Origin of the sequence: Marinobacterium sp. xm-a-127, from assembly GCF_013283425.1 — a bacterium.
Taxonomy (GTDB): Bacteria; Pseudomonadota; Gammaproteobacteria; order Pseudomonadales; family Balneatricaceae; genus Marinobacterium_E.
On record NZ_WBYH01000005.1, the window covers coordinates 47,435 to 63,671 of the forward strand.

Sequence of the window (16,237 nt, forward strand, 5' to 3'; positions counted from 1 at the left end):
GCGATGAGTCACTCCGATAAAGAGAATCAAATCGATCAAGTAGAAGATGCCGAGATTCTCGAAGCTGAAGTTGTAGAGTCAAAGGTAGAAGAGACGGCCAGCGATCAGGCTGAAGATAGCTCCGAATTGAAAGAGACCTCAGATGTAAAAGAGACTGGCCCAGCCAAAAAAAGCGCGTCAGCAATCCTAGCTACGATCATCAGTCTGGTTGCTCTTGGGGCGGTGGGTGCTGGCGGTTACCTGGCCCAGCAAAAACTCACCCAACTCGAAGAGCGCTTTAATCAGCGCAGTGCCGCTCAACAGCTGGAAGCCACTGCAGCGGTCAATGATGCCAATGCAGCAGTTGCCGAGCTGACTGAGAGCTTCCAACAGATCCAAGCAGAAAAAGTGGCACAAACGGCCGAAATCGCCACTCTACAAGAACGCCTAAGTGATGCCATCAAACAGGTCGAAGCCGGTCGTGAACGATCAGAGAGTGACTGGCGCCTAGCTGAGGCTGAGTATCTATTACGCTTAGCGAACCAACGCATCTTGATGGAGAACCGCGCCGAAGGTGCACTGGCCCTCTTGCGCAGTACCGACACCATTCTTAAAGAGCTGGATGATGTCAGCCTATACCCACTGCGCCAAAGCCTTGCCAGTGATATCTCGAAACTCGAATCAGTACCCAATTTGGACATAGAAGGTACCTACCTTCGAGTTGCAGCACTGATTGAGCGTAGTAAAGACTTACCCACACTCACCTTAGAGCAACAACGCCAACTGCCTGAGCTGATCGACAATGTTATTACTGAACAGGTTGATGCCGAGACACAGCAGAACATCACCAGCGGTTTTGCCAAAGCGATCAGCAAACTTGAGTCACTGATCGTTATTCAACGACACGATCAACCAGTAGAGCCGATCCTATCACCGGATCAAGGTCACTACCTTCGCCAAAATATCCAGATGTTGTTAGAACAGGCGCAACTGGCGCTATTACGTCAACAGCAGTCTATATTCACAACCAGCTTGTCACGCGCGCAGTCTCTGTTGATGCAGTACTTTGATAAGGATAACTACACAACCAGTGTTCTAATCCAATCCCTAGCGGAACTGACAACCTTGAATGTGTCGCCAACGATTCCGGACATCTCGGGATCATTGAAGGCTCTGCAGCAGCATCAAAAAGAGATGGCTAACCTGCGCAGGGAGGCAGAGTAATGAGACGCTTTTTAATCCTACTCTCACTCCTGCTATTAGTAGGTGCTTGGGTCGGGCAGGCCATGATGAAAGACAGTGGATATGTCTTGATTGCCTACCAACAGGTCTCCATTGAGACCAGTCTGTGGGTGCTTCTGATCGCGGTGGTTCTGCTGTTCACATTGACCCACTGGCTATTCAATCTATTCTCGAATTGGCGCTCACCTGCCGAGAAGCTCCGCCGCTGGAGCGAAGCGCGCGGTGATAGAAAAGCCGGCACAAAATCCAATCAAGCGCTGGAAGCGGAACTGGATGGTGACCTATGGAAAGCTCGCCGCCTGTTTATCCAAGCTGCAGAACTCAGTCGAACTCCTGCCCTATTCTATTTAGAAGCGGCTCGATGCGCGGCAGAGCAAGGGGATGAAAAAGAGGCGCACCGCATTCTTATCAAAGCGGCTAAAGAGTCACCTGAGTCAGAGTTACGCCTTCAACTCGAGCAGGTACGTTTTGACGTTAAATCAGGTCACCATGAGAGGGCTGGCGAACTGCTCAGCAGACTTGCAAAAGAGCGCTCAAACTCAACCGCTGTAGATCGTGAAAAAGCGGCGTTGCTGAGTGCGAAACGCGATTGGAACGCGCTACTGCCAATGCTACCGAGCCTGCAAAAGCGCAAGGTTTTAAACAGCAGCGACATACAAACTTTAAGACGCACAGCCGCTCTCTCTAAATTGAACAATCTAGAAGAGACGTCTCGTACTGCGCTAGATCAGTGTTGGGAAGATCTGAGTTACGAAGCACAACAAGATCCAGAAGTTCGCCGCGCTTACATTGGCCAGCTAACCGCCCTAAACGAAACAGCAGATGCCTGCTCGCAGATCATTAAGTGGTTAGCTAAACACTGGGATAACGATCTAGCGGTTCGCTTCAGCGAACTGCCCTGTGATGATCCAGATTCCATGATCAAAACGGCTAAAGGCTGGTTAAAACAGCAGCCTGACAATGCGGCGGTAGAACTGGTTCTGGCACGTCTATCTCGTCGCGCTCAGTTATGGGGAGCCGCGTTAACGCACTACAGAAAATCACTCGAACTCAACCATCAGGCACAGACGTTGATCGAACTAACCGAGCTCTACCTACAGCTGGGTGAACAGCGCGAAGCGGCTCAACTGTTGAGTTCCAAGAACGCACCGCTTCAACTGCCAACTCCGTCGGAAGCGGATCGCACGACACGACACCATTTAACTCATTAAGGATTGCACCGTGGCTGAACGTTTTATTGAGCGCTTGATGTATTCAACTCGCTGGATTTTAGCGCCCATTTACTTAGGACTTAGCTTAGCCCTGGTCGCATTGGCCATTAAGTTTTTCCAAGAAGTGATACACGTCCTGACCGATGTGACGGTTCTACCAGAGGCTGATCTCATTTTGATCATTCTCTCTCTTATTGATATCGCGTTAGTCTCGGGATTGATCGTCATGGTCATGTTTACCAGCTATGAAAACTTTGTCTCGCGCCTCGATATTCGTGAATCGACAGAAAAGCTCGAATGGCTTGGCACACTCGATACCAACTCTCTGAAGAACAAAGTCGCCGCCTCCATTGTTGCCATCTCTTCAATCCACTTACTTAAGGTCTTTATGAATGCGAGCAACATCGATAACGATAAACTGCTCTGGTACGTTGTCATTCATCTAACCTTTGTTATCTCAGCAGTGGCAATGGGCATGCTTGATAAGATCACCCGCAAAAGCCCTAAATGAGAGAGCTGATCGAGCAAAATTCGATCAGTAGTGATAGAATCCGCACAATTCAATTAGCTAGACCCCAACCACAGGAAAACCATGACCACACTGATTCTTGATGGCAGCGCCGTTGCTAAAAAAACCGAAGCTGAACTCGCTACACGCGTTGAAAACCTTAAAGCGAAAAGCGGCGGTCAAACGCCTGCATTAGCCACTATTTTGGTAGGCGCTGACCCAGCGTCAGCAACCTACGTGCGCATGAAGCAGAATGCCTGCAAACGTATCGGCATGGAATCAATCACGGTTGAGATGGGTGCAGAGACCTCCACCGAAGAGCTGTTAGAGAAAATCCAAGAGCTGAACAGTAATCCAAACTGTCACGGCATCCTGCTGCAGCACCCAGTTCCAGAACAGATTGATGAGCGTGCCTGTTTCGATGCCATCGCGCTAGAGAAAGACGTAGACGGTGTCACCTGTCTTGGCTTTGGTCGCATGGCGATGCAAGAAGAGGCATACGGCTCCGCAACTCCACAAGGCATTATGCGTCTTCTAGACGCTTATGACATTCCGCTTTCAGGCAAGAACGCTGTCGTAGTTGGTCGCAGCCCTATTCTAGGCAAGCCGATGGGTATGATGCTGTTAAACGCAGATGCGACTGTGACCATCTGTCACTCACGCACCCAAGGACTAGCCGACATCATCAAACAGGCTGATATCGTTGTTGGTGCGGTTGGCCGCCCAGAATTCATTAAAGCAGAGTGGATCAAAGATGGTGCCATCGTTGTCGATGCTGGCTACCACCCAGGCGGTGTAGGTGATATCGAACTGGCACCACTAGAAGGTCGTGTTGCTGCTTTGACTCCAGTACCTGGTGGCGTTGGCCCTATGACCATCAACACACTGATCTTCCAGTGTGTCGCAGCAGGTGAGAAGAAGATCTCCAGCTAGAGCTTAACGCCAACTCATAGCATTTATTAACCAACGAAAACAAGGAGAGCAATAGCTCTCCTTTTTGTTACTTATCGGCACCACGCAGACGGCTGCTCACGACCCTTTTGAGACATTCGTGTTTGAGAAATAAGTGTATCTGTTACCATTAAATTGAATCTTCAAAGTGAAAGTGACGATGGTTGGACGATATTCCGTAGAAGCTACAGAGCAAAAAAGAATAAAAAACTTTGAGCGATGGAGAGCCAAATCTGTCGATAAGTGGGGAAATGCTTTCGACTACGGCCCTGCATCCACAACATACACCACCCAGAAAGAACCAGTAGAAATTATATGCAATGAGCATGGTCATTTTTTTACTACACCCTCTCAGCATTTGACGCAAAAAGGTGGTGGATGTCACCAGTGTGGCAAACGAGCTAAAAGCGAGGCTAGGATAGCATTGCATAAAGACTCGATTCTTGAATGGATTGAAAATGAATTACCTGATCATCTGGAGTTGTTAGATCCCTACGAAAGTGCAGGGTCCCCAACTCGAGTTCGTTGCAAACGGCATAATACTGTTATGCAGACAACCGTAAGTTACCTCAAGGACAATAAGCTCCACGGGTGCGAGATCTGTGCGCGAGAAGCTACGATTGCTGGGCGTAGGCACGAAACGGAAGACCTGATTGCTCTTTATCAGGAACAGCTACCCGATCATATCCACATAATTGCAAGAGACCAGACCGCTGGGTCTTTCAAGGCTCAGATGCTTTGCGACCTGCATGGTAAATTCACAACAAACATTACCACCCTCAGAAATGGTTCTTATATGTGCCCTGAATGTAAACGCAGAAATTCAGGGTATACCTCGCAGCGACTTCAAAGACTGATCGAAGAGAAATCTCGAGGCAAGTCTACTTGGCTTGGCATAATGCGCGTAAACGTCTTTGGCATTGATAGCTTAAAGGTAGGAGTAACTATAAGAAGTCTGGATGAACGGTATAAATGGTATTTAAAAGAGATTTATTACGCCGTTCAACTGGACGAAGTGACTGCCTACACCTTCGAGAGCATGCTTCTGGAACAATTTTACGACTATCGTGACCTCCGCATATTCAAAAAGGGCATGAGACAGGGCGAGCGCTGGAGCGGCGACACAGAACTACTGTACCTAAGTCAACGACAGAAAGTCGAAGACGCACTTAAAAACCAGCTAGAGCAAACAGTAGCTGATTATGAAACCGCGCAGAGGGTTGTTGATCGAATCGAAGCAAAACTCGCTGAAGTAAAAACAGATCGACCGAAAGATCTTGCAAACCAACCCAAGGCTGTTGTCGGGGTTAATCCAAAGACGTTGGAGATCGAGCAACGCTTCAACACTATTGCCGATGCTTCACGTGAAGGTTTTCGAAACGTATCTTTGGCACTTAGCGGTCATCGCCGACAGTCTGGAGGACTTTTGTGGCTTACTGCTGAGCAAATCGAGTCCAGGGACTCCGAGGCGATTTTAAGAAACAAAGCAAAAAATTGCTCAGAGCCGAATAAAAACGGGAAGCCTGTCTTTTGCGTTGAAGCTAATATCCACTTTCACAGTTCAACTGATGCGGCAAGAATCTTTGCTGAAGAAGGGTTTGTAGTAAACCCTAGTCATATAACGTCTGTATGCAGAGGAAAGCGACCTCATGCAGGAGGGTTTCATTGGCAATATTCAGATCTAACTCACGAACAAATTGCAGCGATCAGTCAGCGTCATAAAATTCCAGCACCGACAATCAGAGTACCGAACGCTCCAAAGAAGATATATGCCTACGACTGTGAATCAGGGAGTCACATTGGTACTTATGACTCGCAATCTGAAGCAGCAAGACTGCTGGGCTTCTCAGGAGCATCATCGATCTCTGTTGCTATTAAAAATGGCAAGCCATCGAAAGGTATAAAATTTTATACCCGTCCTCAGTAATCGTATGCCCGAAATGTGCCGTTATCGGACCCTCATTAATAGGCTCGAACCGTCAATACTAAGAGACAACCTTTTGCGCCAACTTAATAAAAAGCTCCCGTTCATCGTCGCTTAAATTGGCTACCACTTGATCCTGCAACGCCTTAACCACTGGGGTGATCTCCTCCAGAGCCTTACGCCCTTCTTTGGTTAGCGTCACCAATTTAGCGCGTCGATCTTTGGGGTTTGATTTACGCTCTACCCAACCACGTTTTTCGAGTCGATCAATCACGCCTCCAATCGTCGCTTTGTCGTAGTGAATCGACTGCGCGATCTGTGACTGCTCCATCTCGCCATGCAACTCTATTGCCTGCATTGAGGCAAATTGCACCGACGTGACATCGGCACCGATACGCTTCATCTCATCTTGAAACACCTGATTCGACTGCTGACTTAAGCGACGTATCAGGTGACCAGGCATCTCGTAGTAGGACAACTCGTTCTCCAACACTTTTTACTGTTTGTTCCATCCTATTTGAAAAGAACTAGTTTGTATACTTACTAGTTTACAACCACATAAAACTTTGGTTACACTATGAGCACAAATAGTAAGCATACTTACTAACAAGGTTCTCTGAGCCGCACTAAGAGACAGAAGATAATAAGGAGTCTAGTGATGCAATATTACGAAGATGGTTTCCGTGGTGGTAACCCAGATCGCAAAAATGCTGCACCTAACCGTCGCGAATTCGCGCCTAATGCCATTCTTCCTGAAAAAGTCGATGTACTGATTGCAGGTACAGGCCCTGCAGGCCTCTGTCTGGCGGCTCAGCTCTCTCAGTTCCCCGAGATCAGCACGATGATCGTTGAACCAAGCCCAATGAATATCCAAAAAGGTAAAGCCGATGGTATCAACACGCGTACCATGGAGATGTTCCAAGCCTTTGGTTTTGCCGATGCCGTTAAGCGTGAAGCTTACTGGGTAAACCAGACCAACTTCTGGATGCCAGACCCAGAAAATCCAAAGAATATCCAACGCATTGGCCGTGTACAGGATGTTGCTGATGACTCATCTGAAATGCCTCACATCATTGTTAACCAGTCACGCATCCACCAGTGGTTCCTTGAGGTGATGGATAACTCACCGACGCGTATGCAACCAGATTACAACTGGTCGGTAGAGACGTTGGAAGTAAACCCATCTCTTGATGAATACCCAGTGACAGTGACTCTGGTGAACACCGGTGTAAACAAAGGCCAGAAGAAGATTGTTCGCGCTAACTACGTGGTCGGCTGTGACGGTGCACGATCTAACGTTCGTACCGCCATTGGTGGCGAGCTGCACGGCGATGCTGCTCACCAGGCTTGGGGTGTAATGGACATCCTAGCTAACACAGATTTCCCTGATGTTCGCCAGAAATGTTTGATCACCTCTGCCACTGAGGGCAACGTACTGATCCTTCCTCGTGAAGGTGGTTACATGTTCCGTATGTACGTGGAGCTGGATAAACTAAAAGAAGATGAGCGCGTTGCCAACCGCAAGTTCACATCGGATGACACGATCGCAGCGGCTAACCGCATCATGCACCCATACAGCATCGATGTGAAAGAGGTTGTTTGGTGGTCTGTTTACGAGATTGGTCACCGCATGACGGACCGTTTCGATGATGTGACTGATGAAGAGCGTGCAACTCGCAACCCTCGCGTATTCACTGCGGGCGATGCCTGTCACACGCACAGCCCGAAAGCGGGTCAGGGTATGAACGTATCAATGCAAGATACCTTCAACCTAGGCTGGAAGTTAGTCCACGTACTGACTGGTCAATCAGACGCATCTCTACTACACACTTACTCTAAAGAGCGTTGGACAGAAGCGAAACGTCTTGTTGAGACCGACCACGAGTGGGCGCGCATCATGTCGGCACCTCCTGGTACGTCTGAACTGGATAAAGGCGATGAGCCTCGTTTCGTTCGTGCCTTCAAAGAGAATCTGGAGTTCACCGGCGGTCTGGCCGTTAAATATGATGAATCAATTCTAACCGGTGCACAAACTTACCAAGCACTAGCAACAGGAGAAGAGATTGGACGTCGTTTCCACTCAGCGCCGGTTCTACGCCTATCAGATGCTAAGCACATGCAACTTGGTCACGCAGCTCAGGCCGATGCTCGTTGGAGAATCTACGCATTTGCAGGCAAAAACGACACCAGCTCAAGCTCTGCCATTCATACGCTAGCGGACTGGTTAGAGAACGACAGCAACTCACCGGTTGTTAAGTACACCAAGTCAGGTGCTGACATCGATTCAGTCATTGATGTTCGCGCTGTATTCCAGCAGACATTCTACGACTTGGATTACGATAAAATGCCTTCTCTACTGATTCCTAAGAAGGGCAAGCTGGGTATCCAGGATCATGAGAAAGTCTTCTGTGTTGATCATAAAGGTAATGGCGACATCTTCGATATGCGCGGTATCGATCGTGAGCAAGGCTGTATGATCGTCGTTCGTCCAGACCAGTACATCGCACACGTACTGCCACTATCGGCAACCGACGAATTGGCCGACTTCTTCTCCAACATCTTTGTTGAGCAGAACTAAGTTCAGATCCAAGGATCAAAGGCACCTCAGGGTGCCTTTTTTATTGCGCACATCAACGGTTTCGCGAAGTGAATTCCGCTGTTTTTCCGCTTGAGTGAATGAACGCCTTAACTTAAGGTTCTTATAGTGTCTTAACCCTAGGTAACCTCATGTCTAAACTGCTATGGCAGCCAAGTAATCAACGCATTGCAGCTGCACGCTTAACCGAATTCCAAAACCGCGTGAACGACCAGTGCTCACTGGCACTGTCGACTTATGATGATCTGTGGCAGTGGAGTATCGATCAGCCCGATCAGTTTTGGGGCTCGGTGTGCCAGTTTCTCGATATTGAGTTCAGTCAGCCAGCACAAGAGGTTCTACAAACCGGGATTGGAATTCGTGACGCCCGTTGGTTTGAAGGGGCCAAGCTCAACTTTGCCAAGCATCTATTAAAACGTCGCGATGACAGCATTGCGATCATTTTTCGGGGTGAGAATGGCAAACGCAGAACGCTGACCTATGCAGAGCTCTTTCAGCAGGTTGCATCGGTACAGGGCTACCTGAAAAAGATGAATATCGGCGCCGGCGATCGTGTTGCAGGTTACCTACCCAATGCGCCAGAGGCGATCATTGCGATGTTGGCCACCACAGCACTGGGAGCGGTTTGGACCTCCTGCTCACCTGACTTTGGTGTCAATGGCATCGTCGACCGGTTTGGGCAAGTTGAACCGAAACTGATCTTTACGGTAGATGGCTACCACTACGCAGGCAAACAGATTAACAACCTCGACAAACTACCGGAGATCGTTGATCGCATTCCCAGTGTAGAAGGGGTCGTGGTCTACCCGTTTCTGAATGATTCACCCGATCTAACGGGGATCAAGGGAGCACAGCCTTGGTCAGAGGCACTGGACGACCAAGCCGGCGACATCGATTTTGTTGAACTCCCTTTTGATCACCCGCTCTACATCCTCTACTCATCGGGCACGACAGGAGTTCCTAAATGCATCGTGCATGGCGCTGGCGGAACACTGCTCCAGCACATGAAAGAGCTAGCCCTACATACAGACTTAGGCCCTGACAGCCGGTTAATGTACTTCACAACCTGCGGTTGGATGATGTGGAACTGGATGGCATCTGGTTTAGCAGTTGGTGCTTCACTCGTTCTGTTTGATGGCTCCCCTTTCCACCCGACTGCCTCGGCACTGTGGGACATCGTGGAGCAAGAGGAGATCACTGCCTTCGGCACCAGCGCCAAGTACATAGCCGCGATTCAGAATGCCGGTTACTTACCCAATCAGCACCACAGCTTTGCTCAGCTTAGATCGATACTCTCGACCGGATCGCCACTCTCACCGGAAAGTTTCGAGTTTATCTATGACTCAGTTAAACAAGACCTTCATCTGGCCTCTATCTCAGGCGGAACCGACATCGTCTCATGCTTTGCGTTGGGTGTGCCGACCCTCCCCGTCTACTCAGGCGAGTTACAGGCCAGAGGCTTAGGTATGGCCGTTGATATTTATGACGATGAAGGCAACTCTTTGCTCGAGGAGAAGGGTGAATTGGTGTGTACAGCCCCCTTCCCTAGCCGCCCCATCGGTTTTTGGAATGATCCGCAGGGTGAACGTTACAAAGCAGCCTACTTTGAACGCTTCGATAACATCTGGGCGCACGGTGATTACGCTGAACTGACAAAACGAAAGGGCGTGATCATCCACGGTCGCTCTGACGCGGTATTGAATCCAGGCGGTGTCCGAATCGGTACAGCCGAGATCTACCGTCAAGTCGAAAAGGTCGCGGGAATCACCGATAGCATCTGCGTCGGGTTACCCAAAGAGGATGATGTCGTGGTAGCGCTCTATGTCGTGCTCGCAGACGGCCTGGAACTCACCGACGACCTAGTGGCCGAGATAAAACGCACCATCCGCAACAACACCACGCCGAGACATGTACCCGGTATCATCAAAGCGGTTACGGACATCCCGAGAACCAAAAGCGGAAAAATCGTTGAGATAGCAGTACGCAACGTGCTGGTTGGCGAGCCGGTTAAAAATAGAGAGTCACTGGCTAATCCAGAGGCGTTAGAGCTGTTTGAAGGGTTAGGAGTTTAGGAATTAAAACGACCCAAACTAATTAATTTTTAAACTTAGCAATCGCTGCAAACTGACCTTGTGTGACTCTCAACAGGTCAGTTGGTGCCAACTCAATCTCAAGTCCACGTCTGCCAGCGCTGACATACAAAGTCTTCAAAGACTCGGCACTCTGATCAATTAAGGTAGCAAAAACTCGCTTCTGCCCCAGTGGACTGATCCCTCCAACCAAGTAGCCGGTTAAGCGCTGAGCAACCTGAGGATCCGCCATCGATACTTTTTTCTGTTTTAGCGCTTTGGCTGCGGCTTTGAGATCCAACGTTGCTGCTACTGGTATGACTGCGACCGCTAGCGCATTTGGGCCTCGGTCAGTCTCAAGCATCAAAGTTTTAAAAACCTGACCTGGGTCGAGGGCTAACTTATCTGCAGCTTCGAGGCCGTAAGCGGCCCCGGGTGCATGTTCATACTGATGCGTATTGAAGGATATTTTTGCCTTTTTGGCAGCATCAATAGCAGGGGTCATAGGTGAATTTAATGATTAAGGACGCGGAGCGTAGGCAAACACGTCAGATTTCATCTGACTCTGAGTAAAGCCCTGCTCTTCTAAAGCATCCAACAGTGCATACACCATTGCCGGCGATCCGCATGCGAACACCTCTGCTTTTGTCAGGTCGTCAACATCTTCCACAATGGCCGCTGGTAGTAAGCCCGTACGTCCACTCCAACCCGGGCTCTTATCTGGTTCACTAACGACAGGAATAAAGTGAATGTTGGCGTGGTGCTCTGCCCAGCTCTTCGGCAACGCTTCGAGGTACATATCCTCTTCAACCCGGGCACCCCAATAGACATGGATCGGATTTTTGCGCGCTCTGGCGATCAGGTGCTCAACAATGCTTTTCACCTGTGAAAAACCGGTACTTGCGGCAGCAAAGATGATGGGCTGATCGTCATTGAGCTCATCTAGATTGATGGTGCAGTCGCCCATCGCCAACTCCACTTCAACGCTCGGTTGATGCAGCAGATGTTGGACAATCGAATCGTTAAACTCACTGTCAGGCATATGGCGAATGTGAAGTTCTAATTCACGACCTGCCTCGGGTGCCGAGGCAATAGAGAATGAAGCTTTTTTCCCGTCTGGCAGGCAGATATCTAGATACTGTCCCGCTTTAAATTCAGCGCCCGCTTGCTCAGACTCAGGAAGCAAAAGGCGGATACGGTAAACATCCCTATTTAACAGATCAGCCGATAAAATCGTCGTAACTTTCCTTGCCACGTTCACTCTCCAAATAACAGTCCACGCGATGCGTGAATTAACAATTTACTCTAGTCAGGTAACTAAATAGTGGGGACTTAGTCGTCGATTCCAAGATCAGCCCAGATATCATCTACTCGACGTTTCACCGACTCATCCATGGTAATGGGCTCTCCCCATTCACGATCCGTTTCGCCCTGCCACTTATTGGTCGCATCCAATCCCATTTTGGAACCCAACCCAGACACAGGGGATGCAAAGTCCAAATAGTCGATCGGGGTATTCTCAATCATCACCGTATCCCGAGCCGGATCCATACGCGTAGTAATGGCCCAGATGACATCCTGCCAGTCACGAGTGTTCACGTCTTCATCCACAACGACAACAAATTTGGTGTACATGAATTGACGCAAGAAGGACCATACCCCCAGCATCACACGCTTAGCATGACCCGGGTACTGCTTCTTCATACTGACGACCGCCATGCGGTAAGAGCATCCTTCTGGTGGCAAGTAAAAATCGACAATTTCTGGGAACTGCTTCTGCAGAATCGGTACAAACACCTCGTTCAATGCAACGCCCAGAACAGCCGGTTCATCCGGTGGACGGCCCGTGTAAGTACTGTGATAGATCGCATCAGCACGTTTCGTGATGCGTTCCACCGTAAAGACGGGAAAACTGTCGACCTCGTTGTAGTAGCCGGTGTGGTCACCAAACGGACCTTCGTCCGCCATTTCGTCAGGGTAGATGTAACCCTCTAATACGATTTCTGCACTAGCAGGCACTTGCAGGTCGCTACCAATACAGGACGTCACTTCCGTTTTCCCACCCCGTAACAGTCCAGCAAAAGCGTACTCGGACAGAGTATCGGGAACCGGTGTCACAGCGCCCAGAATGGTCGCCGGATCCGCACCCAAAGCCACCGCAACCGGGAACGGCTCGCCTGGATGCTGTTGCTTCCACTCAAGAAAATCCAACGCACCACCGCGATGCGACAGCCAGCGCATGATCAGTTTGTTCTTAGCAATTTTCTGCTGACGGTAGATACCTAGGTTTTGACGCTTTTTGTTTGGGCCGCGAGTAATGACCAATGGCCAGGTCACCAAAGGACCAGCATCACCTGGCCAGCAGGTTTGAATCGGAATCAGATCCAAATCGACAGCATCACCCTCAAGTACCACTTCCTGACAGGGCGCCTTTTTGACTACCTTAGGCCCCATATTCAGCACTTGTTTGTAGAGCGGTATTTTGTCCAGTGCATCTTTAAAGCCCTTGGGTGGTTCAGGCTCTTTAAGTTGCGCCAGCAATTTACCGACATCGCGCAGTGCCGAAACGGACTCTTCCCCCATGCCCAGTGCAACGCGATCAGGTGTACCAAACAGGTTGCCTAATACCGGCATGTCATAACCAACCGGGTTTTCAAACAGCAGTGCTGGACCACCGGCTTTTAACGTGCGGTCACAGATTTCTGTCATCTCTAAATTGGGGTCGACAGGATGCGTTATTCGCTTAAGCTCACCACGAGCTTCCAGCTGGCTAATAAAATCACGCAGATCTCTGTACTTAGGTGTCGCCATACAATCCTCGGCAAAAACAAAAAAGGGCGAGTGGTAAATGCTCGCCCTGTTTCAATACTAAGCCAAATAAACGCTCAGATTGATTACTTACGCTTCATCGAAAGGAAGAACTCTTCGTTGGTCTTGAAGTCCTTCAGTTTATCGATGACAAATTCAGTTGCGGCCGCATCTTCCATTGGATCCAACAGCTTACGCAGAATCCACATACGTTGGAGCTCTTCTTCTGTTGTAAGAAGATCTTCACGACGCGTACCTGAACGACGAATGTTGATCGCAGGGAAGACACGCTTCTCAGCAACGCGACGATCCAGGTGAACTTCGGCGTTACCAGTACCTTTGAACTCCTCAAAGATGACTTCATCCATCTTAGAGCCCGTATCAACCAGAGCCGTAGCAATGATCGTCAAGCTACCACCCTCTTCGATGTTACGTGCCGCACCAAAGAAACGCTTAGGACGCTCAAGTGCATGCGCATCGACACCACCGGTCAGTACTTTACCCGAAGAAGGCACAACCGTGTTGTAGGCACGGGCTAGACGGGTAATCGAATCAAGTAGAATGACAACGTCTTTCTTGTGCTCGGTTAGACGCTTCGCTTTCTCTAGCACCATTTCAGCCACTTGTACGTGGCGTGATGGCGGCTCATCAAACGTTGAAGCTACCACTTCACCACGCACCGTACGCTGCATGTCGGTTACCTCTTCCGGACGTTCATCAATCAGAAGAACAATCAGGTAACACTCTGGGTTGTTACGTGTGATGCTATTAGCAATGTTCTGTAGCATCAGTGTCTTACCGGCTTTAGGTGGAGAAACCACCAATGCACGCTGACCTTTACCAACCGGAGTCACTAGGTCTAAGACACGAGCGGTAATATCTTCTGTACTACCGTTACCGATCTCCATACGCAGACGCTTTTGAGCGAAGAGTGGCGTAAGGTTCTCAAACAGAATTTTGTTCTTGGCATTTTCAGGCTTGTCGTAGTTGATCTCAGCCACTTTAAGCAGTGCGAAGTAACGCTCACTGTCTTTCGGTGGGCGGATCTTTCCGGCAATGGTGTCACCCGTGCGCAGATTGAAACGACGAATCTGGCTTGGCGATACATAAATATCATCAGGTCCAGCTAGGTAAGAGGAGTCCGCTGAACGAAGGAAGCCGAAGCCATCCTGTAGGATTTCAAGAACACCGTCACCGTAAATATCTTCACCACTGCGGGCGTGCTTCTTAAGGATCGAGAAGATGACATCTTGTTTACGAGAACGAGCAAGGTTATCTAGGCCCATTTCTGCTGCGATATCGAGCAGTTCAGGCATGCTTTTTAGTTTGAGTTCGGTAAGGTTCATTTTTTCGTTATGAATAGTGTCGTGCACGACGAGAGCCGCGAGACAGGAATGATTGAAATTAGAAGAAGATTATTTGGGTTGGTCAGAAATCAACCAACGGAGTTAATATATAACCAGTTGGTGGTGCTGTCTAGCCAATAGACAAAGAAAAGGCGGGATATCCCGCCTTTTACCTAATATTTAGATGTTTGCGTCAACAAACGCCGTTAGCTGCGACTTAGACAGTGCGCCAACTTTGGTTGCTTCAACGTTGCCGCCTTTGAAGATCATCAGTGTTGGAATACCACGAATACCAAACTTAGGAGCGGTTTCAGCGTTTTCGTCGATGTTCAACTTACACACTTTCAAACGACCCGCGTACTCAGTCGCAACTTCTTCTAGGACCGGTGCAATCATCTTACAAGGGCCACACCACTCTGCCCAGTAATCAACCAGTACTGGACCTTCAGCCTTTAGGACGTCCTCTTCGAAACTTGCGTCAGTTACGTTTAGGATGTTTTCGCTCATCTGTTCTTATCTCCAATGCGTTTTACGCGAAGCGGTTGCAAGACTTGTCTTAACAAGACATCAACCTTAAATTGCAAAATAACTTGCCCAATAATAGCATCTGCTCACCAATAATGGGAATGATGTCGAGAACTGTGATGAATCCACTAATGAAACACCTGCGTGAAGTCACAGAGGACAGTGTTCGCGTTACCCTGACCCTGTTCAAAATACTCATCCCAGCCATCGTCATTGTACGCCTATTGGAGCTAATCGGTGCAGCCGACTTCTTAGCCGACACACTCAGTGCACCTATGGAGTGGCTAGGTCTACCAGCCATTGCCGGCATTGTATGGGCCACCACGCTGCTCACCAACATCTACGCAGGCTTAATTGTCCTATTCACCTACTCACAAGCCTGGACACTTGAGCAGATTACGTTGATGGGCATCCTGATGCTGGGTGCGCACAACTTGATTGTTGAGATCGCCATCACCTATCGAGGGGGTTGCCGATTATTGCCGATGATTCTAATTCGCATCGGCGGCGCACTCGGGCTTGCGATCTGTATGCACTGGGTCTACCAAGATATGCCCAGCATGCAGCAGCTGGTTAGCTTCGATTTTGCCCCAGAGATTGGTGACAACAGTTGGACCGCGTGGCTAAGTGCACAACTCGAGATGCTATTTTGGACCGTTGTCGTCATTTTTGGTTTGGTAGCCGTTCTAAGAATTGCCAAAGTGACGGGTTTAGAGCGCGCCATCGAATATCTACTTAGACCGATTCTCAAACTGATTGGTATTAAACGAGAAGCCCTACCGATGAGCTTAATAGGGATGACACTGGGATTAGCCTATGGTGGCGGATTACTGATTCGTGAAGCAGAGCGAGGCACCATCAGTGGACGCGATATTTTTGCCTCTTTTGCCCTTCTTGGCCTGTGTCACAGCCTGATTGAAGATACCCTACTGATCGCACTAACCGGTGCAGAACTGCACGGCATACTCTGGGCTAGATTGGCTTTTGCACTGATTATCATTGCCCTACTAACGCGGCTACTACCTCTGATATCAGATCAAACCTTCTATCGATTCTTCATGAGAAAGCAGGAGTAATA

General features: G+C 49.1%; 14 protein-coding genes. 8 read left to right on the top strand and 6 right to left on the bottom strand.

The window, feature by feature from the left end:
• Positions 1-3: 3 nt before the first annotated feature.
• From XMA127_RS09860 to XMA127_RS09880, 5 genes are all read left to right on the top strand, one after another.
• Positions 4-1,203, top strand: a complete 1,200-nt coding sequence (locus XMA127_RS09860; RefSeq protein WP_173482548.1) for a uroporphyrinogen-III C-methyltransferase — start codon at positions 4-6, stop codon at positions 1,201-1,203.
• The gene (locus tag XMA127_RS09865) at positions 1,203-2,432 is read left to right on the top strand and encodes a heme biosynthesis HemY N-terminal domain-containing protein (protein ID WP_173481765.1); all 1,230 of its coding nucleotides are present in this window, start codon (positions 1,203-1,205) and stop codon (positions 2,430-2,432) included. Before XMA127_RS09860 ends, XMA127_RS09865 begins: the two co-directional genes overlap by 1 nt.
• A gap of 10 nt (positions 2,433-2,442) precedes the next feature.
• Positions 2,443-2,943: a TIGR00645 family protein gene (locus tag XMA127_RS09870; RefSeq protein ID WP_173481764.1), complete on the top strand. Its 501-nt coding sequence runs from the start codon at positions 2,443-2,445 to the stop codon at positions 2,941-2,943.
• A gap of 81 nt (positions 2,944-3,024) precedes the next feature.
• A complete protein-coding gene (gene folD / locus XMA127_RS09875) occupies positions 3,025-3,873 on the top strand; it encodes a bifunctional methylenetetrahydrofolate dehydrogenase/methenyltetrahydrofolate cyclohydrolase FolD (RefSeq protein ID WP_173482549.1) in 849 nt (282 codons plus the stop codon).
• Positions 3,874-4,039: 166 nt separating this feature from the next.
• Positions 4,040-5,818 carry a hypothetical protein gene (locus tag XMA127_RS09880; RefSeq protein ID WP_173499162.1) on the top strand — a complete coding sequence of 593 codons (1,779 nt, stop codon included), beginning with the start codon at positions 4,040-4,042 and terminating at the stop codon, positions 5,816-5,818.
• 58 nt (positions 5,819-5,876) lie between these two features.
• On the opposite strand, the gene XMA127_RS09885 is transcribed toward XMA127_RS09880, so the two are convergent.
• Positions 5,877-6,293: a MarR family winged helix-turn-helix transcriptional regulator gene (locus XMA127_RS09885; protein WP_254442855.1), complete on the bottom strand. Its 417-nt coding sequence runs from the start codon at positions 6,291-6,293 to the stop codon at positions 5,877-5,879.
• Between the two features lie 180 nt (positions 6,294-6,473).
• Here XMA127_RS09885 and XMA127_RS09890 point away from each other — a divergent pair, with 180 nt between their 5' ends.
• Both XMA127_RS09890 and XMA127_RS09895 read left to right on the top strand, forming a co-directional pair.
• A complete protein-coding gene (locus XMA127_RS09890) occupies positions 6,474-8,393 on the top strand; it encodes an FAD-dependent monooxygenase (protein ID WP_173481758.1) in 1,920 nt (639 codons plus the stop codon).
• 149 nt (positions 8,394-8,542) lie between these two features.
• On the top strand, positions 8,543-10,483 hold the full coding sequence (locus XMA127_RS09895) for an acetoacetate--CoA ligase (protein ID WP_173499163.1): 1,941 nt from the start codon (positions 8,543-8,545) through the stop codon (positions 10,481-10,483).
• Positions 10,484-10,505: 22 nt separating this feature from the next.
• On the opposite strand, the gene ybaK is transcribed toward XMA127_RS09895, so the two are convergent.
• The 5 genes from ybaK to trxA form a co-directional block, all read right to left on the bottom strand.
• Positions 10,506-10,985 carry a Cys-tRNA(Pro) deacylase gene (ybaK, locus tag XMA127_RS09900; RefSeq protein ID WP_173481756.1) on the bottom strand — a complete coding sequence of 160 codons (480 nt, stop codon included), beginning with the start codon at positions 10,983-10,985 and terminating at the stop codon, positions 10,506-10,508.
• 15 nt (positions 10,986-11,000) lie between these two features.
• On the bottom strand, positions 11,001-11,735 hold the full coding sequence (locus XMA127_RS09905) for an NAD(P)H-flavin reductase (RefSeq protein ID WP_371731531.1): 735 nt from the start codon (positions 11,733-11,735) through the stop codon (positions 11,001-11,003).
• A 77-nt stretch (positions 11,736-11,812) separates the two neighbouring features.
• Positions 11,813-13,291 carry a 4-hydroxy-3-polyprenylbenzoate decarboxylase gene (ubiD, locus tag XMA127_RS09910; RefSeq protein WP_173494634.1) on the bottom strand — a complete coding sequence of 493 codons (1,479 nt, stop codon included), beginning with the start codon at positions 13,289-13,291 and terminating at the stop codon, positions 11,813-11,815.
• A gap of 83 nt (positions 13,292-13,374) precedes the next feature.
• The gene (rho, locus tag XMA127_RS09915; protein ID WP_173481811.1) at positions 13,375-14,634 is read right to left on the bottom strand and encodes a transcription termination factor Rho; all 1,260 of its coding nucleotides are present in this window, start codon (positions 14,632-14,634) and stop codon (positions 13,375-13,377) included.
• Positions 14,635-14,814: 180 nt separating this feature from the next.
• On the bottom strand, positions 14,815-15,141 hold the full coding sequence (trxA, locus tag XMA127_RS09920; protein WP_173481753.1) for a thioredoxin TrxA: 327 nt from the start codon (positions 15,139-15,141) through the stop codon (positions 14,815-14,817).
• 137 nt (positions 15,142-15,278) lie between these two features.
• Between trxA and XMA127_RS09925 the strand changes: the two genes are divergently transcribed.
• Positions 15,279-16,235 (top strand): hypothetical protein, encoded by a 957-nt coding sequence (locus tag XMA127_RS09925; RefSeq protein ID WP_254443081.1) that lies wholly within the window; start codon positions 15,279-15,281, stop codon positions 16,233-16,235.
• The last annotated feature ends 2 nt before the right edge of the window (positions 16,236-16,237 follow it).

Bases quoted from the DNA above. Each gene is read 5' to 3' on its own strand.
- XMA127_RS09860 (WP_173482548.1), top strand. From the start codon at position 4: ATGAGTCACTCCGATAAAGAGAATCAAATCGATCAAGTAGAAGATGCC.
- ybaK (WP_173481756.1), bottom strand. From the start codon at position 10,985: ATGACCCCTGCTATTGATGCTGCCAAAAAGGCAAAAATATCCTTCAAT.
- ubiD (WP_173494634.1), bottom strand. From the start codon at position 13,291: ATGGCGACACCTAAGTACAGAGATCTGCGTGATTTTATTAGCCAGCTG.
- XMA127_RS09865 (WP_173481765.1), top strand. From the start codon at position 1,203: ATGAGACGCTTTTTAATCCTACTCTCACTCCTGCTATTAGTAGGTGCT.
- rho (WP_173481811.1), bottom strand. From the start codon at position 14,634: ATGAACCTTACCGAACTCAAACTAAAAAGCATGCCTGAACTGCTCGAT.
- folD (WP_173482549.1), top strand. From the start codon at position 3,025: ATGACCACACTGATTCTTGATGGCAGCGCCGTTGCTAAAAAAACCGAA.
- XMA127_RS09890 (WP_173481758.1), top strand. From the start codon at position 6,474: ATGCAATATTACGAAGATGGTTTCCGTGGTGGTAACCCAGATCGCAAA.
- trxA (WP_173481753.1), bottom strand. From the start codon at position 15,141: ATGAGCGAAAACATCCTAAACGTAACTGACGCAAGTTTCGAAGAGGAC.
- XMA127_RS09895 (WP_173499163.1), top strand. From the start codon at position 8,543: ATGTCTAAACTGCTATGGCAGCCAAGTAATCAACGCATTGCAGCTGCA.
- XMA127_RS09925 (WP_254443081.1), top strand. From the start codon at position 15,279: ATGAATCCACTAATGAAACACCTGCGTGAAGTCACAGAGGACAGTGTT.